The following is a 26,350-nucleotide window of genomic DNA, read 5'->3' on the forward strand; positions in this document are numbered from 1 at the left end:
ACGGCGCGACTGAAAGTGCGCGGCCGAACGGATAAATTTATTTAAATTTCATACAATTTGACACACAGAAAACCGGCGTAGCCTCGCGCATCGACCCGGCTTTAGGCGTAAAATCAGAGATCGTCGACATATCAGGATTCTGTTTTGAAAAATATTTTTTCACCCATTTTAACGTCGATAGCACCAATTGCCTTGTTAACATCGCTGATGCTGACCGGTTGCGCCGGCATGAAGCCCGTCGCGGAAGCACCTACGGACGAAGCCCACCAGGCTTCGGATGCCGCCCATGCGGCGCTGGACGCCGAAAAAACGCTAAACGGCATCAACCAGCCGTCCAGCGAGGACCAGTTGCCGGCCGTTGAACTGACCGATGAGATTTTCTACAAGCTGCTGACCGCCGAAATCGCTTACCAGCGCGGCAACTGGCAAGCCGCTTACATTACGATACTGAGCGTGGCACAGCAGACCCGCGACCCTCGCCTGGCGCGCCGCGCCTCGGAAATTGCGCTGTCGGTCAAGCAGCCCGGTGAAGCAATGGCAGCCATCCGCCTATGGCGCGAACTCGCGCCCAACTCCAATGAAGCCACGCAGTATTACCTCGGCTTCATGGTGATGAACAATAACCTGGCGGAAATCCAGCGCGTTTTTTCTGAAAAACTGGCAAGCGCTCCCGCCAGCCAGTACGGCGTAATCATGCTGCAGGCCCAGCGCCTGCTGTCCCGCGCGCGTGACAAGAATGCCGCGTTCGACACGCTGGAAGCGCTGCTCGATCCCTATAAATCCACTTATGAAGCCCATCTGGCGCTGGCGCAAGGTTCTTATTCACGCGGCGACAATGCGCGCGCGTTGAGCGAAGCGCAGACAGCGCTGGGACAAAAACCCGATTCGCAACTGGCCATCCTGACCATCGCGCAGGTCTCCAGCCAGCAGGATGCGGCCAAGGCAATGTCGGGCTTCCTTTCCAAAAATCCGGCAGCGCGCGACGTGCGGCTGGCCTATGCCAGCATTTTGATTGACCTGAAACAGCTGGACAAGGCAACTGCGGAATTCGAACATCTGCTGCGCGACAAACCGGATGATGTCGGTGTCATGTATACGCTGGGTGTACTGGCGATGGAAGGCAAACACACCAAGGTTGCGGAAAAATACTTCAACGATTACCTGGGCGTGCTGGAAGCCAATCCTGCCGAGGAACGCGATCCCACCCCCGCGCTGATCAACCTGGCGCAGATCGCCAGCGACCGCAAGGACGACAAAGCGGCACTGGAATGGCTGTCCAAGGTCGAATCCTATGACGGCAGGAATGCTGCCTACCTGAATGTGCAGATACGCCGCGCGCAGATCATTGCAAAAAGCGGCAAACTGGTCGACGCGCGCAAATTCCTGAAAGAAGTTGCTGTCACCAGCGACGACGACAAGGTGCAGCTGGTCCAGGCCGAAGCGCAGTTGCTGAGGGAAGCCAAACAGCCGCAGGAAGCCGGCAAAGTGCTGGAAGAAGGAATACAGCGCTTCCCGAATAATCCCGACCTGCTGTACGACTACGCAATGATTGCCGAGTCGCAGCAAAAGGTAACGGAGATGGAGGCTTCGCTCAGGAAAGTGATGGAACTGGCGCCGAATAACCAGCATGCCTATAACGCGCTGGGCTATGCACTGGCCGAGCGCAATATCCGGCTTGACGAGGCGCTGAGCCTGATAGAAAAGGCGCTGCAGCTGGCGCCGGATGATCCTTTCATCCTGGACAGCCTCGGTTGGGTCAAGTTCCGCCTGGCGAAACCTGCGGAGGCCGAAGAAGCCTTGCGCCGCGCGTACACTTTACGGCCCGACGCAGAGATCGCCGTACATCTGGGCGAAGTGCTGTGGTCGCAAGGCCAGAAAGACAATGCGCGCAAATTCTGGCGCGAAGCCAGGGCGAAAGATCCAGACAATGAAGTACTGAAAAGCACCTTGCAGCGCCTCAACGCCAAGCCCTGATCGCCGATACCCGCTGGGCCTGTCTGCTGCAACAGGCTCGCGGTTCCTCTGAATATCCGTTGAGGTCTTTTTGATCTTGAGCACACCTTTGCTATTGTCTATGCCATCCATCCGATTTCACCGCCCGCTACTGAACCTACCCTTGCCAGGCTCGCTGCCGGGTTTGCTACTGACTCTGGCGCTATCGGGCTGCGCAAGCATGGCCAGCCGCGAGCCTGCACAGGCAACAACACCGCGTGTCTACCATGAAGATGTGGAACTCAGCGGCCGCATACTGGTGCTGTACTTCCAGAACAACAGGGAACAGTCGTTGCCCGGCAGTTTTGAATGGAAGCAGGATAAAGACAGCACCAAGGTCACGCTACTCTCCCCGACCGGCCAGACAGTTGCCACCATCACCTCGGATGCCCGTGGCGCCACGCTGGTGCAGTCCAAGCAACCGCCAAAACATGCGGATAACCTCGACAGCCTGATGAGCGAAACCCTGGGCTGGCCTATGCCGATCAACGGCATGCGCGACTGGATGCAGGGTTTCATCCGCAATGCCACAGGCGAACGGGTTGCCGTGGCCGCCGACAACGATGCGACTTTGTCCTCCGACGGCTGGCAGCTGCGCTATGCCAGCTGGCAAGATGACCGGTCTCTGCCCAAACGCATAGACCTGAACCGGTACACTGAACAGGCCGGCAACGTCACGCTGCGCGTCGTGCTGGACCAGCAAAACCCGCAAAAAGAATAGCAGGCGGCATGGAACCCTCGATGTTGCATTGCCCCGCGCCGGCCAAGCTCAACCTTTTCCTACATGTCACCGGAAGGCGCGCCGATGGTTATCACCTGCTGCAAACCGCCTTCCAGCTGATCGACTATAGCGACACGCTGGACTTCGCCGTGCGCGTTGACGGCGCAATACGCCGCTGCAACGATGTTGCCGGCGTGCCTGAAGACAGCGACCTGATCGTGCGCGCAGCACGGCTGCTGCAAAGCTACACGGACTGCAAGCTGGGCGCCGACCTGACACTGCATAAAAAACTGCCGATGGGCGGAGGACTTGGGGGCGGCTCTTCCGATGCGGCGACCACGCTGATGGTGCTGAACCACTTATGGCAGACCGGACTCAGCCGCGCGGAACTGCAACAACTGGGCCTGCAACTGGGTGCCGACGTACCGTTTTTTATCTTCGGCAGGAATGCATTCGCCGAAGGGGTAGGTGAACTGTTGCAGCCGATACAAACCGCCGAATGCTGGTTCGTCGTCATCGAGCCCGGCGTACAGGTGCCGACACCTGCAATTTTTTCCGCAAAAGAGTTGACAAGGGACACAAAACCAATCAGAATAGCGGACTTTTCCAGTCATATAAAAATGTTTGGAAAAAACGATCTGCAAGCAGTTGCCAGCGCATTGTTTCCGCCAGTCGATGCAGCCATTCAATGGCTCTCCACTTACGGCGAAGCAAGGATGACAGGATCGGGAGCTTGTGTATTTTGCGCGTTTGCTGACGAATTTTCAGCAGATGAAGCACTACGGCAGGTACCGGATCGCTGGAAATCCTGGAAAGCAAAAGCACTGCATAAACATCCTCTGGATTATTTAATGCAGACGTAATAAAGACTTGGTTTGACGTTGAAATACCGCTAGAATAGCGGCAAATTAATACGACAGACAAACGGTTGTGTAGGGGATTCGCCAAGCTGGTTAAGGCACTGGATTTTGATTCCAGCATACGAAGGTTCGAATCCTTCATCCCCTGCCATTAAATTAAGCCGCCGCATAGACATGTGCGGCGGCTTTTTCAGTTTTAAGCCAGTGTTCTTGCATAATTCCTAAGACTACCCTTGTTGCCAGAGGTATTATGCAAGAATATCCCGCCTTAACTTTAGCCAATAGGTCTCTTCATGGCACACGCACACGATAACATGATGGTTTTCACCGGCAACGCCAATCCGGCACTTGCCATCAGCGTTGCCAAACAACTTGGCTTATCGTTAGGCAAAGCGAACGTCTCCAAGTTTTCGGACGGCGAAGTGATGGTGGAGATCAATGAGAACGTGCGCGGCAAGGACGTTTTCGTGCTGCAGTCCACCTGCGCGCCGACCAATGACCACCTGATGGAAATCATCCTGATGGTCGATGCGCTGAAACGCGCGTCCGCCGGCCGCATCACTGCCGCGATTCCTTATTTCGGTTACGCACGCCAGGACAGGCGCCCGCGTTCGGCACGTGTGGCAATCTCGGCCAAGGTCGTTGCCAACATGCTGGAAGAGGCAGGCGTTGATCGCGTGCTGATCATGGATCTGCATGCCGACCAGATCCAAGGCTTCTTTGATATCCCGGTAGATAATATTTATGCATCGCCGATTTTGCTGGGCGATCTGGTAGCCAAGAATTACGATGACCTGCTGGTAGTGTCGCCGGATGTGGGCGGCGTGGTCCGCGCCCGCGCTCTGGCCAAGCGCCTGAACTGCGACCTGGCGATCATCGACAAGCGCCGTCCGAAAGCCAACGTCTCCGAGGTGATGAACATCATCGGTGAAGTCGAAGGCCGCAACTGCGTGATCATGGATGACATGGTCGATACCGCAGGCACGCTGACCAAGGCGGCAGAAGTATTGAAAGAACGCGGCGCCAAGAAAGTGCTGGCCTATTGTACGCATCCGGTCTTGTCCGGCCCTGCCATAGACCGCATTTCGCAATCGCCGCTGGACGAACTGGTTGTTACAGACACGATCCCGCTGACGGAAGCCGCCAGGGCATGCAGCAAGATCCGCCAACTGTCGTGCGACAGCCTGCTGGCAGAAACCTTCCGCCGCATCACCAAAGGCGATTCGGTCATTTCGCTGTTCGCCGATTAAGCAAGTTTAGTCAGTACCGTTTTTTCGGGCTCCGCCGCTGGCGGAGCCTTTTTAGCATCCCCTGGTCGCGGGGGATCAACCCGCAGGCATGGAATATTTTCCCCAAGCCTGCACATCATGGAGTTTCAAAATGAAAGTAATCGCATTTGCACGCAAAGAACAGGGGACCGGAGCGAGCCGCCGCCTGCGCAATGCTGGCCAAACACCTGGCATCATCTACGGCGGCACGGAAGCCCCTGTCTCTATCACTCTGGACCACAATGCGCTGTACCATGCATTGAAAAAAGAAGTATTCCACTCCTCCATCCTGGATCTGGAAGTAGACGGCAAAGTAGAAAAAGTATTGTTGCGCGACTTCCAGGTCCACGCATACAAGCAACTGGTATTGCACGCTGATTTCCAACGTGTTGATCCTAACAAGAAGATCCACGTTAAAGTGCCTCTGCATTTCATTAACGCTGAAGTTTCTCCAGCCGTTAAACTGAACGCAGCAGTCATCAGCCACGTTGCTGTTGAACTGGATATCTCCTGCCTGCCAGCCGACCTGCCAGAGTTCGTTACTGTTGACCTGTCCAACATCGTTGCCGGCCAGTCCCTGCACGTGTCCGACGTTGTGTTGCCAGCGGGCGTTACTATCGTTGCACACGGCGACAGCAACCCAACCGTTGCAATCGCAGTGGTACCAGCAGGCGCTACTGCTGCTGAAGCCGAAGCAACTGAAGAAAAGAAATAATTTTCAGCTTTTGCGAAAAAGCCGCCTCAGGGCGGCTTTTTTTACGTCCTCTTTTCTGCGGCTTGCCCTACAGTGCTACCGCAATCCCATCCACAAACCTGCCGGCACGAATACCAGCGCCGCAACATTGCCCAGCATGACAATGGAAGCCACTTTGTCCGGTTCCTGCTGATACTGTTCCGCCACCATGAAGCAGAACACTGCCGGCGGCAGCGCGGCAAACAGGTACATCTGTCCTCGCTGTGCCTGCGTCAGCGGCAATACTAGGTCCAGCGCCAGCGCCGCCAGCAGGCCCGCTACCGGGCAAACCACCGCTCCCACCATGCCGATGCGCCAGCTGGAAAAACTGATGTCCAGCATGCGAACGCCCAGCGCGAACAGCATGATGGGAATGCAGGAATCGCCGGTCATCTTCAGCGCCACGAACAGCGTATCAGGCAAGTGGATATGCAGCAGCGCAAACACCATCCCCAGCAGCATCGCCAGCATCATCGGGCTCAACAGGAACTTCAGCGATGATCCCTGATGGGCCGGATGCCCTTTCTGGATAATCTTGATACCCAGCGTGAAATACACCAGGTTGCAAGCCATGAACAGAGCAACAGCCGCCGACAGGCCACTGGCGCCGAAAGCCAGCGCCGCCAGCGGCAAACCCATATTGCCGCAGTTGTTGTACATCATCGGCGGCACAAAACTACGCACGTCATAACCCAGCAGGCGTGCCACCGGCCAGGCCAGCAAGCCGGAACCAAGGGCGATCAGTACGCCGGCCAGTATCAGCCAGGCATTCTGCACCACGTCGAACTCCTTGCCCGCCAGCGCGGTAAACACCAGCAGCGGACACAGCACGTCCATGCTGATGCGGTTCACCGCGACCATGTCTTCCTTGACCGATGCTCCTTTATAGCGGGCGTACACATAACCCAGGCCGATGACGATAAATACCGGCAGGATGATGGCGAGAATGCGTTCAAATATTTCCACTACCGGCTCTCAGTCTTGTTAATTCAATTCGAATTGACGATGCAGCGCCACGCGGCTTGCATGCCAGGGCGTTCAATTCCTGCCTTGCTTCAGCACCGCATAGTCCAGCGGCAGCGCGGTCGTACTCTTCAGCACTTCCATGACAAAACTGGAACTGACGTCCTGCAGGTCGGCGACCTTGACCAGTTTTTTGTACACGCTGTCGAAACCCGCCATATCGGGCACATGCACTTTCAGCAGATAGTCGATATCGCCACTCATGCGCAGGATTTCTACAATTTCCGGGATAGCGCTGGCGCCGCCGATGAAATTCTGCATCCAGGCTTCATTATGCTGGGCCGCTTTCAGCGTCACCATGACCGTCAGGCCCAGGTTCAGCTTGACCGGGTTGCAAATACTGACCTGCTTGAGGATAACCCCGTCTTCCCGCAATTTTTGCACGCGCCGCCAGCAAGGCGTCACCGACAGATGCACCGCCTGCGCCAGATCGGCCAGTGCTATCGTTGCATCTTTCTGCAAAATCTCCAGAATATCAATATCTTTTTTATCCATAAATCCAATTTTATAGAATAAATTTCTTATTTACTCAATATTTAGGCAAATATTAGGTAAAAATTTCTTTTCAGACATTGCTAAGATGTTGTACAGGGATTCGTCCCTCATTGGCAAACGGCAAACGCGCAAGCGCATCACTTTACGGATCAGGCATGCTGGAAATTTATCTGGATAACAATGCAACGACGCCCATCCTGCCGCAAGCCGCCGCGGCGGCAAATTTGGCAATGACATCGCATTTCGGCAATCCCAGCAGCACGCACATCAGCGGCCTGCAAGCCAAATCGCAGCTGGATTCGGCAAGGCAAAGAGCTAAGCGGGTGCTGGGCGCGGGCAACGGGCAGCTGGTTTTTACCAGCGGCGCCACCGAAGGCATACAGATTGCCGTCCTGTCCGCGCTGAACGCCGCCCGCCAGCGCGCACCCGCCGCCGGACAAGCGCGGCCCAAGCTGTTATACGGTGCGACGGAACATAAAGCGGTGTCGGAAAGCATCCTGCACTGGAGCCGGTTGCTCGGCCTCGATTGCGAAATAATGGCCATACCGGTAGATACAGACGGCCGCCACGATCTTCACTTTTTACGTGAGCACGCTGGATCGGCAGCCTTGATCTGTACGATGGCAGTCAATAACGAGACTGGCGTGATATCTGACCTGGGCGGCATAGAGCAAGTGCTGCGAGCCTGTGCCAGCCCCGCTTTGTGGCTGGTAGACGCGGTGCAGGCCCTGGGTAAAATGGCGCTTGACCTGTACGCCACGAAGATAGACTACGCGACATTTTCCGGGCACAAGCTGTATGCGCCGAAAGGCATAGGCATGCTGTATGCGCGCGAGGGAGCGCCTGTCACCCCCATCATGGTCGGCGGCGGACAAGAGTCGGCGTTCCGCTCCGGCACTGAAAATATGTCGGGGATCATGGCACTGAACGCCGTGCTGGAATTGCTGGAAAACCGCGATCCCGTGTTTCAGGATACCGCTGTACTGTATTCATTCCGCAGCAGGCTGGTTGCGGCGCTGACCGAGGCTTTTCCTGGCATAGTCCTGAATGCCCCGCTCGAACTGGCCGTGCCGACAACCATCAACTTCTCTGTTCCGGATATGGCAAGCAAGGAATTGCTGGACCTTTTTGATTCAGCGGGTATAAGAGTCAGTTCGGGCTCCGCCTGTAGTTCCAGTGTTGCTGCGCCCAGCTACGTCTTGCGCGCGATGCACATCGTCGATGCATATGCAGCTTCCGCAGTGCGCATGTCCTTCGGCCCGGCAACGACGGAGGCAGATATCGCCGCAGGCTGCGCCCGCATCATCGAATGCGGCGCAGCCTTGCGCAGCGCCTGCCTGGTACCGACCGGCGGTGCGGCAGTAATGCGCCAGCACGGCGTGCTGCGCCTGGAGTCGCAAGGCGCGTGCTGCTGGCTGCTAGCGGATGCCGATACCGGCAGCTGCATCATTATCGACCCGGTTGCCGCGCTGGTACCCCGTCTTGTGCATCAGGTGCAAGGCCAGAACCTGCAAGTGCTTGCAATACTGGATACGCGGCACAACGCCGCCCACGATTCCGCACGCGCGTTGCTGACGGAAGCCCTGGCAGACAAGTTCCCCGCCACCGAATGCAATAGCATGGGCTGGCCGGATAAAAGTGCCATAGGTATCACCCTTGCCGACGGCAAGCACGTGCAGGCACTGCAACTGGGCGAACTGGTGCTGGCGCGCGCAGCGCTGCATTCCAGCACCGGCGAAAGCCTTGCCTATGTGGCCGGCGCAGCGGCAGACGGTCGCATGGAAGCTTCCGCCGCGCGCTATGTGTTCACTGGAGACGCTGTTTCAATAGGCGGCCTGGATAGCAGCTCTGTATCGACCACAACTACGCGCGGTACGCTGCAGGGACTGGCCAACCTGGTCGGTGAGCAATGCATCATTTGCCCGGCGCACGACCATCACACACAATTCATCACCACTCTGGGCAGCGAGCGCCGCTTCTATTCTTCGCTGTTACCGGCACAGAGCCCGGCGCCGGCCGCTGACCGCACTGAAGAAGATGTGCATATCCATCCGGACCTTATCAGGGATTTGTCACACGACCTGCCCGATACGCTGCTAATTGATGTCAGGGAGCTTTACGAACACCATTTCATTGATGCCGACGGTTTCGATGCGCCGGTGCTGAATGTTCCCCTTTCGCGGCTTGCTGATCATGCCAGCGCCTGGCTTGGCAACAGCGAACAACCGCTGATCTTTTTTTGCCGTAGCGGAAAACGCGGAGAAGCCGCAGCCAGATGCCTGCGCCGCCTCGGGCACGCAAAAGCGTGGAGCCTTGCCGGCACTACCTGCTGACGGCAACAAAAAAAAGCCGGCGCGGCAAATGCCGGGCCAGCCTTTTGATCGCGGTGTAGCAGCGAATACCGGAAGCCTATTTAGCCTATTTAGCCTATCTGGGCCATCTGGCGGCTAAGGCACTGGTTGTAGGCCGAAGGACCGTTCTGGTATTTGTCTTGGGCGCACGCAGACTGTATGCTGTGCTGGCGAGCGGGGCTGAGTCGTGAAATGCCTGCGGGACGCGTGGACGGATCAAATTCCTCCAGCTGCCGGCTCAGGCAGGAGTTATAGGCGGCCAGGCCCTTGCCGTATTTGTCGCCCAGGCATGCATATTCCAGCGCACTTTTTTCATCCGGATTCAGTTCCGCCATGCCTGCGGGCCGCTGCGAAGGATCAAACGCAGCCAGTTGCCGGGTAACGCAATTACTGAAGGCGGCAGAACCGTTTTTCTTGTCGCTATTCTTTTGCGTCAGGCAGGCAAGGCCGATCGCACTCTTTTCCTGTTCGCTCAATTTTGCCAGTATCGCGGCGTATTTATCCTGCGCCGACGCCTTGATGGCCGGGAGAATCACAGGCATTACGGGTTCAGCCGGCGGCGCCTGGGTTGCTGCAGCAGCAGAAGTATTCAGCATGCCGGTACGGGCATCGCTACCGCCGGTAAAACCGTTCTGCACCGCGGCGCCGGCATCGCCGGAGATGCTTTGCCGGCCAGGCACATTACCGGCATACAAATGGTTGCCATCCGTCCATGCGGTGACCACCCATGCAGCCGCTACCAGCGCCACCATGCTGACTGCGGCGGTCATCCACAGGTAAGCTTTCTTGAAAACGCCAGAGGACGTGACGTCTTCAGACGGGTGCTCATCTCCGGCAACCTCGATATCGCCCTGCTGGTCGTGATGCCTGATCTGGTCCAGCCTCGCCTTGTGGCGCGTCAGGATATCCTCATCGACTGTCGCGCATATCCTGCCTATCACTTCCTTCGCGCGATCGAGTTCCAGTTCGTAATAATCCTGTTCCTTGCGGCCCCGGTGGCAATACTGCAATTCCTGGAAAATCAATTCGAGCGCGCCGCCGCTGTCGCGGGTATGCATTTCAAACTCGCAGACGAAGCTTCCCGGTATGGTGTTGTGGATGTCCCGATTCAGTTCCATCGCCTTGGACCAGCCTGAGCGGCGGGTGGAACCTATCTTGTAGACACCATCGCGCAAACCCTGGTTGGCAAGCAGGTAGACAATACCCGGTACGCCGCGGTTGGGCCGGGGTTCACGATAGGCGGTATGGTGTGGCGTCATTGTTTGCACCTGCAATATGGCTGGTGCCGCTGTCATAACGCATCAAGATTGCGCATATCAAACGGCATTACGGGGTTTTACAGTCTAGGGCCTTGGGACACCTTTCCTTGCCGCGAATAAAACGACGGAAACCCCTCTCTTTTCGCATTTACAGGCCAATATTCAAATATTGCCAAGCGTAAAAATTAAGCATGCTGATAAGATGTTGCTTTCTCTTCAATCGCCGTCTGCTCATGATCTATCGTCGTCCCCTTATTGCCGCCATTGCCGTCATTGTCCTGGGCGCGGCCGGTGCAGCTGGTTTCCTGGCCTATAAGAAAACCCCGTCTGCAGGACCTTCCGGCAGTGCCGATGGCGCGCCGGGCGCCATAAGCCCTGTATCGGCAGAAATTCTCGCGGGACCAGAGCAATTGCTGGCCGCGTACAGAAAAATTATTGTGCTTCTTGCCGACGAGAAAAGCCTGGATGCCAAGGAGAAGGCGGCCGCCAATCAGGTTGGCCAGTCGCTGTTCCATGAGAACCTGGGCCGCCAGGTAAAGATAGACGAGCAGTTGCAGCAGTTTCAAAGCCTGTCGCAGCAACAGCGCGAAGCCAGCTACGATGCGATGCTGACATATATAGAATCCGGCAAGGACCTGTATGACGCCGACAGGCTGGCGTTTCGCGAAACCTTGCTCAGCATGCAAAAACTGGTGGCCGCGGAACAAACCCTGCCATCGATCAAGCTGCATAAACGCATCTCGGAAGACCTGACGGCGCTCGACGATATTGAAAAGCAATACGACAAGGAATTGAAAGACATCTTCTCGCGCTTCGACAGTCGCGCGATACAGCCCAAGCGCGAACGCTGGGACGATTACGTGGCCCATCTACGCACCGTGTACACGCGTGACCAGATCATGAAGGATTACGGCGTGATCCTTCCATATGCGCCGACACCTGCCATGGCGGCCGCAGATGCAAAGGAAAACAAGGAATCCAGGAGCACGGAAATCTTCGGCGCCGGCCTGCCGCCCAAAACGGTGGTGCTCAGCTTCGACGACGGCCCGCATCCGCGCTATACCGCGGAAATCGCCGCGATACTGAAGCAGTACAATGTGCCCGGCGTCTTTTTTGAGGTGGGCAAGAACATCGGCAGCGTCAATGCGCAAGGCAAGGAAACGCTGGGCAGCAATGCGAAAATCAGCCGCGACCTGCTGGCCGCCGGCTATGCACTGGGCAACCATAGCTATAGCCACGCGCTGCTGTCCAAGCAGACCGGCGACAGCCTGCACAATGAAATCACGCAGACCGACCAGTTGCTGAGAGCAGTCGATTCCAAGCGCGCGCCGCTGTTCCGCTTCCCTTACGGTGCGCGCAACAAGGAAGGCATGGATCTGCTGACTTCGCTGGGCCTGCGTTCTGTAATGTGGAATATCGATTCGCTGGACTGGGCAGACCCGGTGCCCAGTTCCATCGCCGACCGCGTGCTGAGCCAGGTCAACAAGGAAAAACGCGGCATCATCCTGTTCCATGATATCCACGACCGCAGTATCAAGGCCCTGCCGCTGGTGCTGGACAAGCTGATCGCCGACGGCTATAGCTTTGCCGGCTGGGACGGCAAGGAATTCAGCGTCAGCAAGGACAACAAGCCCAGCACCGAAAAAGTCGCCGTCAGTACCGGCTACCAGAACAGCTGGGCAGTGGTGATCGGCATCAACGACTATGCCAAATGGCCGAAACTGCAATATGCGGTGCAGGACGCCAAGGCGATACGCGACACACTGGTGAACCGCTTCGGCTTTGCCAGCGACAAGGTGCTGACCTTGACCAATGGCGAAGCAACACGCAACAACATCATGGCGCTGTTCCACGACAAGCTTGCCCATTCGCAATTGCAAAAAGACGACCGCGTCTTTGTCTTCTTCGCGGGCCACGGCGCCACGCGGCAGCTGAGCTCAGGCCGTAATCTCGGCTATATCATTCCGGTAGACTCAGATCCGGAACAGCTGACTTTTGATGCGATCCCGATGACCGACTTGCAGAATATCGCAGAGAGCCTGAATGCCAAGCACATCCTGTTTGTCATGGATGCCTGTTACAGCGGCCTGGGGCTGACGCGGGGCGGCGGCTCCGCCAATTTCCTGCGCGAGAATGCCAAGCGCATGGGCCGGCAAATGCTGACCGCGGGCGGCGCCGACCAGATGGTGGCCGACGGCGGCCCCAATGGCCATTCGATCTTCACGTGGACGCTGTTGCAGGCCCTGTCCGGCAAGGCCGACCTGAATGGCGACGGCATGATCACCGCCACCGAACTGGCGGCCTATATCGCGCCGGCCGTATCCAGCGTGTCGCAACAGACGCCGGCGTTCGGCAGCCTGCCGGGCTCCGAAGGCGGCGAATTCGTCTTTGAACTGCCGACCGAAACCGAGTTCCTCAGCGCGCAGACCAGCCAGCTGCCGGCCGATGCCATCGCCATGAATACCAAGCTGGATAAAGGACTAAAGGCCGAAGTCGCAGACAATGGCGGCGCAACAATCACGATCAAGAATCTGCAAGGCGAGGAACAGAAAATTGCCGCGCCCAAGCAGGTGGACGCCTCCAGCCGCCAGCTGGCGCAGCGCTCCAACGACAAGGGCTTGCAGTTGTATAAAGAAAAGCAATATGCGGAAGCGGAGAAAGCCTTTACCGAAGCCTTGAAATATCGTCCGGACTTTGGCCTCGCAGCCAATAACCTGGGCTTTGTGTATTACAAGCAAGAAAAATATGCAGAGGCTGCGCGCTGGTTTGAAAACACGCTGAAGATCGACGCATCACGCGCCATCGCCTACCTGAACCTGGGTGATGCCAGGGCGCATCTGGGCGAAGCCGACAAGGCCAAAAAAGCCTATGCCAGCTTCCTGGAGCTGGCGCCGAACAATCCGAATGCGCCGTATGTAAAGGAACAACTGAAAAAGCTGGAGTAAGCGGGAAGATGGCAAATACCCTGTCATGACGGCGTCACACTAATATATTAACATCTGGAAATCCGCTACTCCTCCAAAGGTTCGGATCTTAGCCCGCTGCATAGTCAGCGGGTTTTTTTTGGCGTTTCCCGCGTGTATCCGGCAAGCTACATTGCCACAGCACAGGTTTTATATCACGGTTTCCTACAAGTCCAATAGCTGTTGTCCTGCATACGATATAAAGATGAAAAGTTAATCTACCAAGACTTTTATTACTTCTGCATGCCATGAAATACATATCAGAAATTGAAATTGCCGAACCGATGCCTGACCAGCCTTCGACGATAGAACGCGATGAGCATACCCGCAGCCACTACAGGAATGACCGCGTATCGTTTACGCGCAAGGAACTGGACCACGTGACCGAAAAGCGCGAACTCGCACCCAACAAGGCGCTGAAACCCGCCAAATCGCGGTCGGCGCGCGAACTGCGCTGCTAGACCAGATAAGCCAGAAGTCATAAAAAAGGAAGCCTCAGGCTTCCTTTTTTATGCACGGAAACATCAGCCCGGCGGAGGCGGAGGCGCCGGGACCTCGGCAGGAGGCTCATCCATGTCCAGCGTCTTGACGCCATTGCCGGTGCTGAATTCGTTATACATCCAGTCGCCGTCGACAAAGGAAACGCCCTCCGGCAAGTTCCTCGGCGTTTCCGGCTTGCCGGACATGGCCTGGCGCATATAGTCTATCCACGCGGGCATGGCCAGTGTCGCGCCGAACTCGCGTCCGCCTAGCGACCGCGGATCGTCATAGCCCATCCATGACACCGCCACCACGTCGCCGGCATATCCGGCGAACCAGCCGTCGACGGCATCGCTGGTGGTGCCGGTCTTGCCGGCCAGATCCTTGCGCCCCAGCCGTTGCGTCGCTGCCGCGCCGGTGCCTGTCCTGACCACTTCGCGCAGCATGGTGTCGATAATGTAGGCATTGCGGCCGTCGATCACGCGGTTGTCTTCCGCCGCCACAGGCGGCGCCTTGGTCTCTGAAATCACCGTGCCGCGCGCATCGGTGATTTTCTGTATCAGCCACGGCGTGACCTGGAAGCCGCCATTGGCAAATACTGCATAGGCCCCTGCCAGTTGCACCGGCGTGACCGATCCGGTGCCCAGTGTCAGCGTCAGGTTGACCGGCTGCTTGTCTTCTTCAAAGCCGAAGCGCGGCAGATAGTCATGTGCGTAACGCGGCGTAATCGCGCGCAGGATGCGGACGGATACCACGTTCTTCGACATCGCCAGCGCGGTGCGCATCGTGATGGGGCCGTCGAATTTGCCGTCGTCGTTCTTCGGTTCCCACGGCTGGCCGCCGGTGTCGGCACTGGTCAGCGGCAACGGCGCATCGTTGATGATCGTCGAAGGAGAGAAGCCTTTTTCCAGCGCGGCGGAATAGATGAAGGGCTTGATGCTCGATCCCGGCTGGCGCCAGGCGCTGGTCACATGGTTGAATTTCTTACGGTTGAAGTCGAAACCGCCGACCATCGCGCGGTAAGAGCCATCCTTGGAATTCAAGGCGACAAAGGCAGCATCCACCTCCGGCAACTGGCTGATCACCCAGTGCCCTTTGGCGTCCTGCGTCGCGCGTATCACGGCACCCGGCCTAATCTTCAGGTCGCGGTTGGCGCTGGCCTGCAGGGCCTTGACGGCAAAGCGCAGGCCGTCGCCGCTGATCTCTATGGTGTCGCCGGACGCCGGCTCGGCGCGGATCAGCTTGGGGGACACTTCCACCACCACGGCAGACACCAGCTGGTCATTGCTGGGATGTTTCAGCAGCACCTCATCTATTGCATCGTCGCGTTCGTCTTCATCGGCCGGCAATTCAATAAAGGCTTCGGGGCCGCGGTAGCCATGCCGCTGGTCGTAGTTCATCACATTGCGGCGCACCGCATCATAGGCGGCGTCCTGCTCGGCCTTGTTGATCGTCGTATACACCTTGAAGCCGCGGGTATAGGTTTCATCCTTGTATTGTGCATACAGGTTCTGACGCACCAGTTCGGCCACGTAGTCGGCATGCGCTTCAAACTGCTGGCTGCTGCTGACCTGGATTTTTTCTTTCAGCGCCTGGTCGTACTGCGCCTGCGTGATACGGCCCAGTTCCAGCATGCGCTTCAGCACCAGCTGCTGCCGCTCTTTCGCGCGTATCGGGTTGACTGCGGGATTATGCCGCGCCGGATTTTGCGGCACGCCCGCCAGCATCGCCGCCTCGCCCAGCGTCAGGTCTTTCAGCGGCTTGTTGAAATAGATGCGCGCCGCGCTGGAAAAGCCGTGGGTACGCTGCCCCAGGTAGATCTGGTTCATGTACAGCTCAAGGATCTGGTCCTTGTTCAGCGCCGCTTCAATGCGGTAGGACAGCAGTATTTCAGTCAGCTTGCGGGTCAGCGTTTTTTCCTTGGTCAGGAAAAAATTGCGTGCAACCTGCATCGTGATCGTGGACGCGCCCTGGTGAAAACCGCCGGACAGATCGGCCAGCAGTGCGCGGGTGGCGCCGCGGAAGTCGATGCCGCCGTGTTCATAGAAACGCGAATCTTCTATCGACAGCAGCGCGTCTTTCATCACGGGCGGAATTTCCTTGATGGACACAAAGTCCCGATGCTCTTCGCCAAATTCGCCTATCAGTGCATTGTCGGCGGTGTACACCCGCAATGGAATCTTCGGCCGGTAATCGGTCACGGCATCCAGCGACGGCAGGTTGGGCACCAGCACCAGCAGCGTGTAGGCGATGATGAACACCAGGATCACGGCAGCGATTCCCGCCAGGACAATACCTGCTTTCAGCAGCGTTCTGTGCATGGGATTTTTTAAATTAAATATCAAATCAACAACCTTTTCCGCTTTCAGTAGAAAATTTTTCGCTTCGGCATTTTAGCCGATCAGGCTCGCAGGGCATCCGCTTAGTCTTCCAGCGCCTGTAACAAGTATAACTTTTGGTAAATTCCCTGTTCCATCGCCATCAATTGCGCATGGCTGCCCTGCTCTGCAATATGGCCGTGGTTCAGCACGACGATGCTGTCGGCATCGCGTATCGTCGACAGCCTGTGCGCAATCGCGACGATGGTGACGCTGCCGCGCAATTCGGACAGCGCAAGCTGCACGATCTGTTCGGTTTCGCTGTCGATATGCGAGGTCGCCTCGTCCAGGAACAGGATGCGCGGCTTGCCGGCCAGCGCGCGGGCAATCGCAATCAATTGCTTCTGGCCGGTGGACAACCGCGCCCCGCCCTCGCCCAACGGCGTATCGAAGCCTTGCTCCAGTTGCAGGATGAAGTCATGGGCCCGCGCCGCGCGGGCGGCGGCGATGATGTCCTGTTCGCTGATGTCGCGGCCCATGGCAATGTTTTCGCGCGCGCTGGTGGCCAGCAGGAAGGGGTCCTGCGGCACCAGGCCGACGCTGGCGCGGAATTGCTCATCGCTAAAGGATGCCACCGGCGTGCCGTCGATTTCCACACGGCCCGACTGCGCGGTATAAAACCGCAGCATCAGGCTCAGCATCGTCGACTTGCCGCTGCCGGTATGGCCGACGATGCCGTAGAAACTGCCGGCCGGGATATGCAGGCTGACATCCTTCAGCACCGGGTCGGCGGCGTCATAACCGAAGCCGACATGCTGCAGCCGCAGGTCGCCTCGGCGTATTTCTACATTGCTGCTGACCGCCTGCGTGGTTTTTTCATTCAGCAGCGTATTGACACGCGCCGCCGACACCGTGGCCTGCTGTATCTGGCCGAACTGCAGCGTAATCTGGATCAGCGGATCCACCACGCGGCCGATATAGCTGACAAACGCATACAGCACGCCTATCTCTATGCCGGAAAAGCTGCGTGTACTGAAACTGAAAATGACGACTACCAGCAGCAGCGAATTCAGCAAATCCAGCGCCGGGCGCAGCAGCCAGGCATTGGCGCGCAACTCAGCCAGCCGCGACAGGTAATGCTGGTGGTTGGTCGCGGCAAACCTGTCGCCGAAGCGCCGCTCGGCATTGCTCGCCTGCAGCGCGCTCATGCCATTGATGCTCTCCGCAACCTGGGCATTGATCTCGCTGCGCAGGTGTCGCGCGCGGGTCACTGCCGGCGCGCTCCAGCGCTGGTAAAACCAGACGATTACAACCACCGCCGGGATCAGCGCGGTGACAATCAGCATCAGGCGCCAGTCCAGCCATGCCATCGCCACCATCGCGCCGGTAACGACAATGGAGCTGTCCAGCATGACGAATAGCACCTGCACATACAGATTCTTGACTGCTTCGGTGTCGTTGGTGACACGGCTGACCAGCTGGCCGGTAATCGCCTTGTCGAAGAAAGCCATCGGCAGCCTCAGCACATGGCCGTAGACTTGTTCGCGCAGCCGGCGCACTGAACGCATTGCTACGCCGGCCAGGCGAGTCAGCTGCAGGTAGCGCAACCAGGTTGCCGACCAGCCTGTGATCACATAGGCCAGCAACAGACCGATGACCAGCCCCCAATCCATGTGGTGCGGCAGCAGAAAGCGGTCGATGAAGGCCTTGCCCATCAATGGACCCAGCGCCTCCAGTCCGGCCGCCACGGACAGGTAGAGTATACCCAGCAGCACATGCCTTTTTTCGGGTCTTGCCGCCTGCAGCAGCAATTGCACGGCCTGTTTTTTTTCGGAAGCGGTGGCATTCCTGATTTCATTGTCAGGCTGCATCCAGGCTTGCCTCCAGTTGTTGGTAACGCCATTGCGCCGCATACCAGCCGCCCTGCTCCAGCAGATAGGCATGGGTGCCCTGCTCGATGATCCTGCCTTCGTGCAGCACCACGATATGGTCGGCATCCGCCACCGCGCTGAGGCGGTGGCTGACGATGATGGCCGAGCGCGAGGCACGCTGGCGGCGCAGTTCCTGCAAATGCTGCAGGATACGGGTTTCGGTATCGGTATCCACGGCCGACAAGGCATCATCGAGCAGCAGCAGCGGGCTCTCGGTCAGTAATGCGCGCGCGATGGCGACACGTTGCCGCTGGCCGCCGGACAGAGTAACGCCGCGTTCTCCTACCGGCGTGTCGTAGCCTAGCGGAAAGCGCAGGATATCGTCATGCACGGCGGCCAGTTCCGCCGCATGCATGACCTGTTCGCGCGTCGCATCCGGATTGCTGAGCGCAATATTGCTGGCAATCGACGCAGAAAAAAGAAAAGGCTCCTGCGCCACCCAGTTGATCGCCGAGCGCAGCGCATGCAGTGTGTATTCCGGCAGCGCATGGCTGCCCCACGTCAGGCTGCCCTGCTGCGCCTCATATTGGCGCAGCAGCAGGCGTACGATGGTGGATTTGCCGGAGCCGGTGTGGCCGACGATACCCAGTGTCTTGCCGGGAGCCAGTTGCAGCGTGACGCCGTCCAGCGCTGGCGCCTGCTGCCCCGGGTAGCGGAATACAACATCATCCAGCCGGACGCTGCCTTCCGGCACGCTGTACAGCGTGCCGCTGTCCTGCACCGACAGGTCGCGCACCAGCACCGGTTGCAAGCGGCCCCAGGCGGCCTTGCCGCGCTCCAGTAGCGATAATACCCAGCCTGCGGCAAACATCGGCCAGATCAACTGGCCCAGATACATCGTGAAGCTGGTCAGAGCGCCTATCGTCATCTGCCCATGCCAGACCAGGTAGCCGCCCAGCGCCAAGGTCAGCACACCTGCGCTGCTCAGCGCCAGGCCGACCGCAGGTTCATAAGCCGCCTCCCAGCGCTGTGCCGACAAGCTGGCATCGGCGGCATCGCCTGCCAATTCGGCAAACTGGGCTGCGCTGCGTTGCTCCAGCCCCAACGCGCGCAAAGTACGCACGCCGGCCAGCGTCTCCTGCACCTGGTCGTTCAGCTTGCTAAACCTGTCCAGCGAATCGCGCGAGGCATCATGCACATGATGGGTAATATGCTTGAACGCCCATGCCATGAAAGGAAAAGGCAGCAGCGCCACCAGCGCCAACCGCCAGTCTACGCCCAGTAGCATCATGCCTATCACCAGCGCGAAGGTCATTGAACCGTCAAAACCGGCCAGCATGGCCTCGCCGGACGCCAGTTCTATTGCATCGGCATCGTTGGTGCCCAGCGCCATCAGGTCTCCGGTGCGCTGCTGCTGGAAAAAGCTCGGTCCCTGCAGGCTGAGCCTGTGGTACAGCCGCGTACGCAATTCCACTCCCAGTTGGAACGAGGCCGCAAACAGCTGCATGCGCCAGCCCACGCGCAGGAAATAGATGGTAACGCCCATCAGTACCAGCCAGCCCAGCTGCAGCAGCAACGCCTGCGTGTCCAGCCGGTGCGCAACCAGGCCATCGATGATAGCGCCGACCTTGCGCGGGATCAGTACTGTCAGCAAAGCAACTGAAAACAGCATCGCGCCGGCGGCCGCGTAATGGCGCCAATGCTGGCGTATAAACTGGGCAAGTAATTGATACAGGGACATACTTTATTAGTATTGAAGAAGGGAGACGACAGAAGCGAGAGGATAACATCTTTGTAAAAACAAAAATCCGCGGCAAACCGCGGATTTTGTCGGACCGTAGCCGACGGTCCCGGCTCGCTAACGATCAGGCTATTGCTGGCCTGCTGCCACAACCGCATTATCCGGTTTCAACATATCCCACAAGAAAGTATAGGTAATCGCCGCCATATCTGCCCTCTGCGCGTTATTCGCAGCGCCGCCGTGGCCTCCTTCGGTATTTTCATAGTACCAGACGTTCTGATGACCCTGCTCCAGCATCCTGGCCGCCATCTTGCGCGCATGGCCCGGATGCACGCGGTCGTCGCGGGTGGACGTGATGAACAGTACATTCGGATAATTCACGCCCTTCTTTACGTTCTGGTACGGCGAATAGCGCTGGATATACGCCCATTCGGCAGGCACATCGGGATTGCCGTATTCGCCCATCCACGAAGCACCGGCCAGCAGCTTGTTGTAGCGCTGCATGTCCAGCAGCGGCACCTGGCTGACGATGGCATTGAACAGGTCCGGGCGCTCGGTCAACATGACGCCGGCCAGCAAGCCGCCGTTGCTGCCGCCCATCGCACCCAGGTGGCGTACGCTGGTGATCTTGCGGGCGATCAGGTCTTCCGCCACTGCAGCGAAATCATCGTAGGCGCGCTGGCGGTTTTCCTTCAGCGCCAGCTGGTGCCAGCGCGGGCCGAATTCGCCGCCGCCGCGGATATTCGCCACAACATACACGCCGCCTTTTTCCAGCCAGGTCTTACCCAGGCTGCCGGAATAGGTCGGCGTCAGTGAAATCTGGAAACCGCCGTAGCCGTACAGCAAAGTCGGGTTGCTGCCGTCGTCCTTGCTGTCCTTGCGGCGTACAACAAAATACGGGATCTTTGTGCCGTCCTTGGAAGTCGCTTCATTCTGCGTCGTCACATAAGGCGAAGCGTCAAAGAAGGCGGGCGTGCTTTTCAGCTGCTCGCGGCTATCGCTGCCGGCATGCGCCAGCACATAGACGTTCGGTGTCAGGTAGTCGGAATAGCTGAGCGTGTAGTCGTCCGATTTTTGCGGATCGACAGCACTGACGCTGACCTGGCCCAGTGTCGGCAACACCACTTCGCGCGACGCCCACTGATTGTGCGTCAGCGACCATTTGCCGCGCTCCAGCTTCCACTCCACCAGCTTGCCCTTGACGTTGTCCAGCGACTGCACCAGCACATAGTTGCGCGTGTAGGCCGCCCCGGTCAGCGAAGTGCGTTCGCTGGGTTCAAACAGCAGCGCGAAATTACGGTCGCCCTTCTGGAACTTGGAAAAATCGATCGCCAGCATGCTGCCGGACGCATAGGTCTTGCCGCCTGCGGTCCACGGTTCGCGCAGCGTGACGATGAACTGCTTGCCGAAGAAAGCCACATCGGATTTCTCGGGCACCGGCAGCTTCTTCAGCTTGTCGCCCTCTTTGAGGAAATATTCCGACGTGAAGAAGGTTTTGCTGCGGTTGACGATTTCATGGTGGACGCCGCCGTGGTCGCTGCTGAAGCCGGATACGCTGATATCCGTCTTGCCGCCTTCCAGCACTGTCTTCGCGGCGCTTAGCGGTGTGCCGCGCTTCCATTCCTTGAGGATGCGTGCATAGCCGGAATCGGTCAACGAACCGGGTCCGAAATCAGTCCCGACAAAGATCGTATTCTTGTCGCGCCACGCGATATTTACCTTGGCTTCCGGCAGGCTGAAGCCGTCCTTGACGAAGGTCCTGGTCGGCAGGTCGAACTCACGCACAACGACCGCATCGGCACCGCCGCGCGATAACTCCAGCAGGCAGCGGTCATAAGCGGGAAAACGGCAATCGCTGCCCTTGTACACCCAGTTTTCATTTTCGGTTTTGGCCAGCGCATCCAGGTCCAGTACAGTTTCCCAGGCAGGCTGCGCCTTGCGGTACTCGTCCAGCGTGGTCTTGCGCCATACGCCGCGCGGATGCTCGGCATCGCGCCAGAAGTTGTAATAATAGTCGCCCATTTTCTCGACGGTCGGGATCCTGTCCTTGGAATCGAGTATGGTTTGCAGGTTTTCCCGCAGCGGCAAGAAACCGGCGTCGCTCTCCACCTTGGCGCGCGTGATCTGGTTACGGCCCTTGACCCACTCCAGCTGCTTCTGGCCGCCTATGTCTTCCAGCCATTGGTGCGAGTCCAGGCTCTGCGCCATCGCAAACCCGTAGGCGCCGGCAAGGCCGCATGCCAGTATTAGTTTCAGCTTCATCGTTTTCCTTTATTTTCGTTATCGTCACAGACACCGGTCTGCTGCATGCAAGGCGCTCCGCGCACAAATCATTTTAATGCATATGAAGCAAGTAAAACGCTGTGAATTGGCACCGCTTCCAAAACTAAGTTCAGATTTCCTCAGGCCTTGCAGAACGAATGACGGAGCACCTGCCGCCCGCATTTTGTAACATGCAAAAGATAAGGGTAGGCAGAGCCGCGTTTCCCACTATAATAAGGCTGCAGCGACGTTGCAGGTCCTGCAGGCAGCACCTACCGCATGCAGCGCCAAATCCGTTTTACAGCCAGCCGCGACATTCTCTCCCTCTGTCAGCCAGCCATTTTTATTCCCTTCTGCTTTTCCCTATCCTAGCTTCCTCGCCAGTATCAGCAAGCCTGCCGCTAGTGCTATAGTGCGCGCTTTGCATTACAAAACACCATGTTCAAACGCCTCCTGTTCCAGCTCCACTGGCTGTCCGGCATCAGCGCCGGCCTCGTGCTGGCCGTCATGGGCCTGACTGGCGGCGTGTACGCGTTTGAGGAAGACCTGCTCAGGCTGCTGAATCCTGCCGTCACCCAGGTCAGCCCCGGCAACCCGGCACAGCCGGCGCTGGAACCGGCTGAACTGCTGGCCCGCATTGCCGTCAACCGGCAATACGTTTCGTCCCTTACGCTGTCCGGCTCCGCGCAGGATGCCGCCCGCATAGGCTTCATGCTGCCGGTGCACGGCAGCAGCAAGAAAAAATTCGACCTGCAATATGTCAATCCCTATACCGGCGCGCTGCTGGGCAAGCCGCGCGGCGAGGAATTTTTTCGGCTGATGCTGGACCTGCATCGCAGCCTGGCACTGGGCGACGCCGGCAAGGCCCTCACCGGCGCATCGGCGCTGGCCCTGGTGTTCATGTGTATTTCGGGACTTTACCTGCGCTGGCCGCGCAAGGGCGCATGGAGCTGGCGCTCCTGGCTGGTCGTCAACACGCAACGCCAAGGCCGCAGCTTGCTGGCAGACCTGCACGCCGTCAGCGCCACCTGGCTGCTGGCCCTGTACCTGCTGGCTGCGCTGACCGGGCTGTATTGGTCGTATGACTGGTACCACGGCTGGGTTAACCGTGTCGCAGCTCCCGCCCAGAAGGCCGCCCAAGCACCGCAGGCAGCCGAAAAAGGTCGTCCTGCGGCCAGCAAGGAAAGCTCCGGCAAGGAAGTGGATCTGCATGCGGTGTGGCGAGGCTTCAAGGCGGAAGTGCCGGCCTACGGCAAGCTGATCATGCTGCTACCGTCCAAACCCGGCCAGCCGGTGCGTGCGCTGTATCTGGACGAAGCCTCGCCACACCGTTATGCGAACAGCACATTACTGATCGACTCCCAGACAGGCGACATCGTCAAACGCGAACCGTATTCAGAAAAACCCGCAGGCGGAAAATTCATTGCCAGCATCTATGCGCTGCATTCGGGCAGCTACTGGGGTAATACAGGCATGCTGGCCATGATGCTGGCAGGATTTCTGCTGCCGCTGTTTGCCGTGACCGGCTGGATGATGTACGTGGCGCGTCGCAGGGCGAGCAAAGTCTGACGCTTGGGGCTAAGAGCTAGCGCCTGGCGATCCGTGCTGCGCTGGGCACGTTGCGCTTGATCCAGCCCAGCATATCCTGCCAGATGCGCTGCACCTCGGCATCCGGCGGCATCGCCGACGCGTTGGGCAGCTCTATCGTCACCACCGGAATATCCTTGTGCAGGCCGCTGTAGTTGCCCAGTGAACCTGGATAGACACCTACACGGTTAAACATCAGGCGGCCGAAACGGCTGGGCGGTTTGACCGGGCCGTCAAAATCCAGCACGCCGAAAGGTGCGTGCACCGAGATGATGACGTCGGGTTTAAATTTTTCTATCGTATCGTAGACCCAGCGGCTTTCCGGCTCCGACAAGGGCGCCGAGCCGGGATAGCGGCGCGGATCGCTGCCGGTGACCCTGGCCCAATAGCGCGGAGCATCCTGCTGCCAGCCGGGAGTCGGGAAATTGCGGTTCAGGTCCACGCCACGGGCATTCATGCGGCGCGGCTTGAGCGCCAACAAGCCGTCAGGATTGACGACCGGCGCGACCTTCCACTGAAATTGCTGTGCATCCGCTTTCTGCATCATGTCCAGCCACTTGAACACGATGGCACTGGAAGTCAGTTCATCGCCATGAATGCCGCCTATCAGCAGCACCTTCAACGCCTGAGGGTGGCCGGGCCCGGCGGCGATTTCGCGCGCCAGTATCGGAAAACCGTTTTGCGACAGCGAACCGCTGGGCAGCAGCTTGCTGTCCTTGCAATCCGTCGTGGAAATATTCGGGAGGCGTGCGGCCAGCTGCACGCACCAGTCGTCGGCGGCATGGGCGGGCATGCTGAACAACACGGCCTGCAGTACCACTCCCGCCGTTGCAGCAGCGAGCAAACGGCTCGCAGGGTGATCAGATAATGTCCACGCAGCCATTCGAATCAGCGTGGGCAAGACATGCCCACGCTACCTGTTCCTCATTGTGCTTGCGCCTGGATCCGCATACTGTCCTTACAGTCCAGCAGCAGCGCGCAATGCGGCGACCTTGTCGGTACGCTCCCATGTGAATTCCGGTTCTTCGCGGCCAAAGTGGCCGTAAGCAGCGGTCTTCGAGTAAATCGGACGCAGCAGATCCAGCATCTGGATGATGCCTTTCGGACGCAGGTCGAACAGTTCATTGACCAGCGCGGCGATTTTATCGTCAGGGATCACGCCCGTGCCTTCGGTGTACACGGTAACGTTCATCGGACGTGCAACGCCGATCGCGTACGCCACCTGGATCTGGCACTGCCTGGCCAGGCCGGCCGCGACGATATTCTTGGCGACATAACGCGCTGCATAGGCTGCCGAACGGTCCACCTTTGTAGGGTCCTTGCCGGAGAAAGCGCCGCCGCCATGCGGACAGGCGCCGCCGTAGGTATCCACGATGATCTTGCGGCCGGTGAGGCCGCAATCGCCTTGCGGACCGCCGATAACGAAGCGGCCGGTCGGATTGACCAGGTATTTGGTTTCTTTCAGCCACGCGGCCGGCAATACAGGCTTGATGATTTCTTCGATGACCGCTTCAATGAAAGACGCTTTCATCTTGCTGCCGTCGCTTTGTTCCGGGCTATGCTGCGTGGACAGCACCACGGTATCGATGCTGTGCGGCTTGCCGTCGACATAACGCATCGTGACCTGGCTCTTGGCGTCGGGACGCAGGAAAGGCAGGCGGCCATCCTTGCGCAGCTGCGCCTGGCGCTCCACCAGGCGGTGCGCATAGTAGATGGGCGCGGGCATCAGTTCCGGCGTTTCATCGCAGGCGTAGCCGAACATCAGGCCCTGGTCGCCTGCGCCGATGTTAAGGTGGTCGTCGCTGGCCTGGTCCACGCCCTGGGCAATATCATTGCTCTGCTTGTCGTAGGCGACCAGCACGGCGCAGCCCTTGTAGTCGATGCCGTATTCGGTGTTGTCGTAGCCGATGCGCTTGATGGTGTCGCGTGCGACCTGGATATAGTCGACATTGGCGTTGGTGGTGATCTCGCCGGCAAGGACGACCAGGCCGGTATTGCACAGCGTTTCGGCGGCAACGCGCGAACGCGGATCCTGTTCGAAAACAGCATCAAGAATGGCGTCTGAAATTTGATCAGCTACTTTGTCCGGGTGTCCCTCGGATACTGATTCGGAAGTAAAAAGAAAATCATTTGCCATCGCAGGCTCCTAGCTTATGGTTGACCATGTCGCAGTAATACGAGAACCTGCGACGCTTTAGCGAAATTTGTATACCGCCTCGCAAGTTGTCTGTTAACTCGGCGGTGAATAATCGGCAAGGTATCGCGTAATCAGCGGCTTACTACAGCAGTAGCAGCGAGCTCAGCCTGCCTTTATCTGCTTTTGCCTGATTTCGCAATAACTTCCATCTGTGATATTTTACGCCTCTTATTCATTCGCTGTCTAATACCCGTACGAATCCGATTAGAATTCCTATTATTAAATATAC

Annotated in this window: 18 protein-coding genes and 1 tRNA gene; 10 read left to right on the forward strand and 9 right to left on the reverse strand. The window is 58.2% G+C overall.

Annotated features, from left to right (window positions below; translation table 11 throughout):
* The first annotated feature begins 192 nt into the window (after positions 1 to 192).
* The 6 genes from ACO0LO_RS12825 (at position 193) to ACO0LO_RS12850 (ending at position 5,556) form a co-directional block, all read left to right on the forward strand.
* On the forward strand, positions 193 to 1,974 hold the full coding sequence (locus tag ACO0LO_RS12825; RefSeq protein ID WP_422964608.1) for a tetratricopeptide repeat protein: 1,782 nt from the start codon (positions 193 to 195) through the stop codon (positions 1,972 to 1,974).
* Positions 1,975 to 2,074: 100 nt separating this feature from the next.
* Positions 2,075 to 2,713 (forward strand): lipoprotein insertase outer membrane protein LolB, encoded by a 639-nt coding sequence (lolB, locus tag ACO0LO_RS12830; protein ID WP_422964609.1) that lies wholly within the window; start codon positions 2,075 to 2,077, stop codon positions 2,711 to 2,713.
* A gap of 8 nt (positions 2,714 to 2,721) precedes the next feature.
* Positions 2,722 to 3,576, forward strand: coding sequence for a 4-(cytidine 5'-diphospho)-2-C-methyl-D-erythritol kinase (gene ispE, locus ACO0LO_RS12835; protein WP_422964610.1), 855 nt, complete (start codon positions 2,722 to 2,724; stop codon positions 3,574 to 3,576).
* Positions 3,577 to 3,647: 71 nt separating this feature from the next.
* Positions 3,648 to 3,724, forward strand: a tRNA-Gln gene (locus ACO0LO_RS12840).
* 142 nt (positions 3,725 to 3,866) lie between these two features.
* A complete protein-coding gene (locus ACO0LO_RS12845) occupies positions 3,867 to 4,823 on the forward strand; it encodes a ribose-phosphate pyrophosphokinase (RefSeq protein WP_422964611.1) in 957 nt (318 codons plus the stop codon).
* A gap of 130 nt (positions 4,824 to 4,953) precedes the next feature.
* Positions 4,954 to 5,556: a 50S ribosomal protein L25/general stress protein Ctc gene (locus tag ACO0LO_RS12850; protein WP_422964612.1), complete on the forward strand. Its 603-nt coding sequence runs from the start codon at positions 4,954 to 4,956 to the stop codon at positions 5,554 to 5,556.
* 75 nt (positions 5,557 to 5,631) lie between these two features.
* Here the strand turns inward: ACO0LO_RS12850 and ACO0LO_RS12855 are convergent, their stop codons facing one another.
* Together ACO0LO_RS12855 and ACO0LO_RS12860 are read right to left on the reverse strand one after the other, a co-directional pair.
* Positions 5,632 to 6,540: an AEC family transporter gene (locus tag ACO0LO_RS12855; protein ID WP_422964613.1), complete on the reverse strand. Its 909-nt coding sequence runs from the start codon at positions 6,538 to 6,540 to the stop codon at positions 5,632 to 5,634.
* A gap of 72 nt (positions 6,541 to 6,612) precedes the next feature.
* Positions 6,613 to 7,092 carry an Lrp/AsnC family transcriptional regulator gene (locus tag ACO0LO_RS12860; protein ID WP_422964614.1) on the reverse strand — a complete coding sequence of 160 codons (480 nt, stop codon included), beginning with the start codon at positions 7,090 to 7,092 and terminating at the stop codon, positions 6,613 to 6,615.
* Between the two features lie 155 nt (positions 7,093 to 7,247).
* Between ACO0LO_RS12860 and ACO0LO_RS12865 the strand changes: the two genes are divergently transcribed.
* A complete protein-coding gene (locus ACO0LO_RS12865) occupies positions 7,248 to 9,425 on the forward strand; it encodes an aminotransferase class V-fold PLP-dependent enzyme (RefSeq protein ID WP_422964615.1) in 2,178 nt (725 codons plus the stop codon).
* Between the two features lie 89 nt (positions 9,426 to 9,514).
* On the opposite strand, the gene ACO0LO_RS12870 is transcribed toward ACO0LO_RS12865, so the two are convergent.
* Positions 9,515 to 10,702: a GIY-YIG nuclease family protein gene (locus ACO0LO_RS12870; RefSeq protein ID WP_422964616.1), complete on the reverse strand. Its 1,188-nt coding sequence runs from the start codon at positions 10,700 to 10,702 to the stop codon at positions 9,515 to 9,517.
* Between the two features lie 233 nt (positions 10,703 to 10,935).
* Here ACO0LO_RS12870 and ACO0LO_RS12875 point away from each other — a divergent pair, with 233 nt between their 5' ends.
* Both ACO0LO_RS12875 and ACO0LO_RS12880 read left to right on the forward strand, forming a co-directional pair.
* Entirely contained in the window at positions 10,936 to 13,647 is a 2,712-nt protein-coding gene (locus ACO0LO_RS12875; RefSeq protein WP_422964617.1) for a polysaccharide deacetylase family protein, read from the forward strand.
* A gap of 266 nt (positions 13,648 to 13,913) precedes the next feature.
* Positions 13,914 to 14,126: a hypothetical protein gene (locus tag ACO0LO_RS12880; protein ID WP_422964618.1), complete on the forward strand. Its 213-nt coding sequence runs from the start codon at positions 13,914 to 13,916 to the stop codon at positions 14,124 to 14,126.
* 63 nt (positions 14,127 to 14,189) lie between these two features.
* On the opposite strand, the gene ACO0LO_RS12885 is transcribed toward ACO0LO_RS12880, so the two are convergent.
* The 4 genes from ACO0LO_RS12885 to ACO0LO_RS12900 form a co-directional block, all read right to left on the reverse strand.
* Positions 14,190 to 16,466: a penicillin-binding protein 1A gene (locus tag ACO0LO_RS12885; protein ID WP_422964619.1), complete on the reverse strand. Its 2,277-nt coding sequence runs from the start codon at positions 16,464 to 16,466 to the stop codon at positions 14,190 to 14,192.
* A gap of 101 nt (positions 16,467 to 16,567) precedes the next feature.
* Entirely contained in the window at positions 16,568 to 18,334 is a 1,767-nt protein-coding gene (locus ACO0LO_RS12890) for an ABC transporter ATP-binding protein (protein WP_422964716.1), read from the reverse strand.
* Entirely contained in the window at positions 18,324 to 20,075 is a 1,752-nt protein-coding gene (locus ACO0LO_RS12895) for an ABC transporter ATP-binding protein (RefSeq protein WP_422964620.1), read from the reverse strand. The genes ACO0LO_RS12890 and ACO0LO_RS12895 overlap by 11 nt, the downstream gene beginning before the upstream one ends.
* Before the next feature lie 129 nt (positions 20,076 to 20,204).
* Complete coding sequence (locus ACO0LO_RS12900) at positions 20,205 to 22,337, reverse strand: prolyl oligopeptidase family serine peptidase (protein ID WP_422964621.1); 2,133 nt, start codon at positions 22,335 to 22,337, stop codon at positions 20,205 to 20,207.
* A 438-nt stretch (positions 22,338 to 22,775) separates the two neighbouring features.
* Here ACO0LO_RS12900 and ACO0LO_RS12905 point away from each other — a divergent pair, with 438 nt between their 5' ends.
* Complete coding sequence (locus ACO0LO_RS12905) at positions 22,776 to 23,906, forward strand: PepSY-associated TM helix domain-containing protein (protein WP_422964622.1); 1,131 nt, start codon at positions 22,776 to 22,778, stop codon at positions 23,904 to 23,906.
* 16 nt (positions 23,907 to 23,922) lie between these two features.
* On the opposite strand, the gene ACO0LO_RS12910 is transcribed toward ACO0LO_RS12905, so the two are convergent.
* Positions 23,923 to 24,807 (reverse strand): M14 family zinc carboxypeptidase, encoded by an 885-nt coding sequence (locus ACO0LO_RS12910; RefSeq protein ID WP_422964623.1) that lies wholly within the window; start codon positions 24,805 to 24,807, stop codon positions 23,923 to 23,925.
* Between the two features lie 75 nt (positions 24,808 to 24,882).
* Positions 24,883 to 26,061, reverse strand: a complete 1,179-nt coding sequence (metK, locus tag ACO0LO_RS12915; protein ID WP_422964624.1) for a methionine adenosyltransferase — start codon at positions 26,059 to 26,061, stop codon at positions 24,883 to 24,885.
* Positions 26,062 to 26,350 lie beyond the last annotated feature (289 nt).

The sequence above is a fragment of the Undibacterium sp. TJN25 genome (assembly GCF_049339885.1).
Classification (GTDB): domain Bacteria; phylum Pseudomonadota; class Gammaproteobacteria; order Burkholderiales; family Burkholderiaceae_D; genus Undibacterium.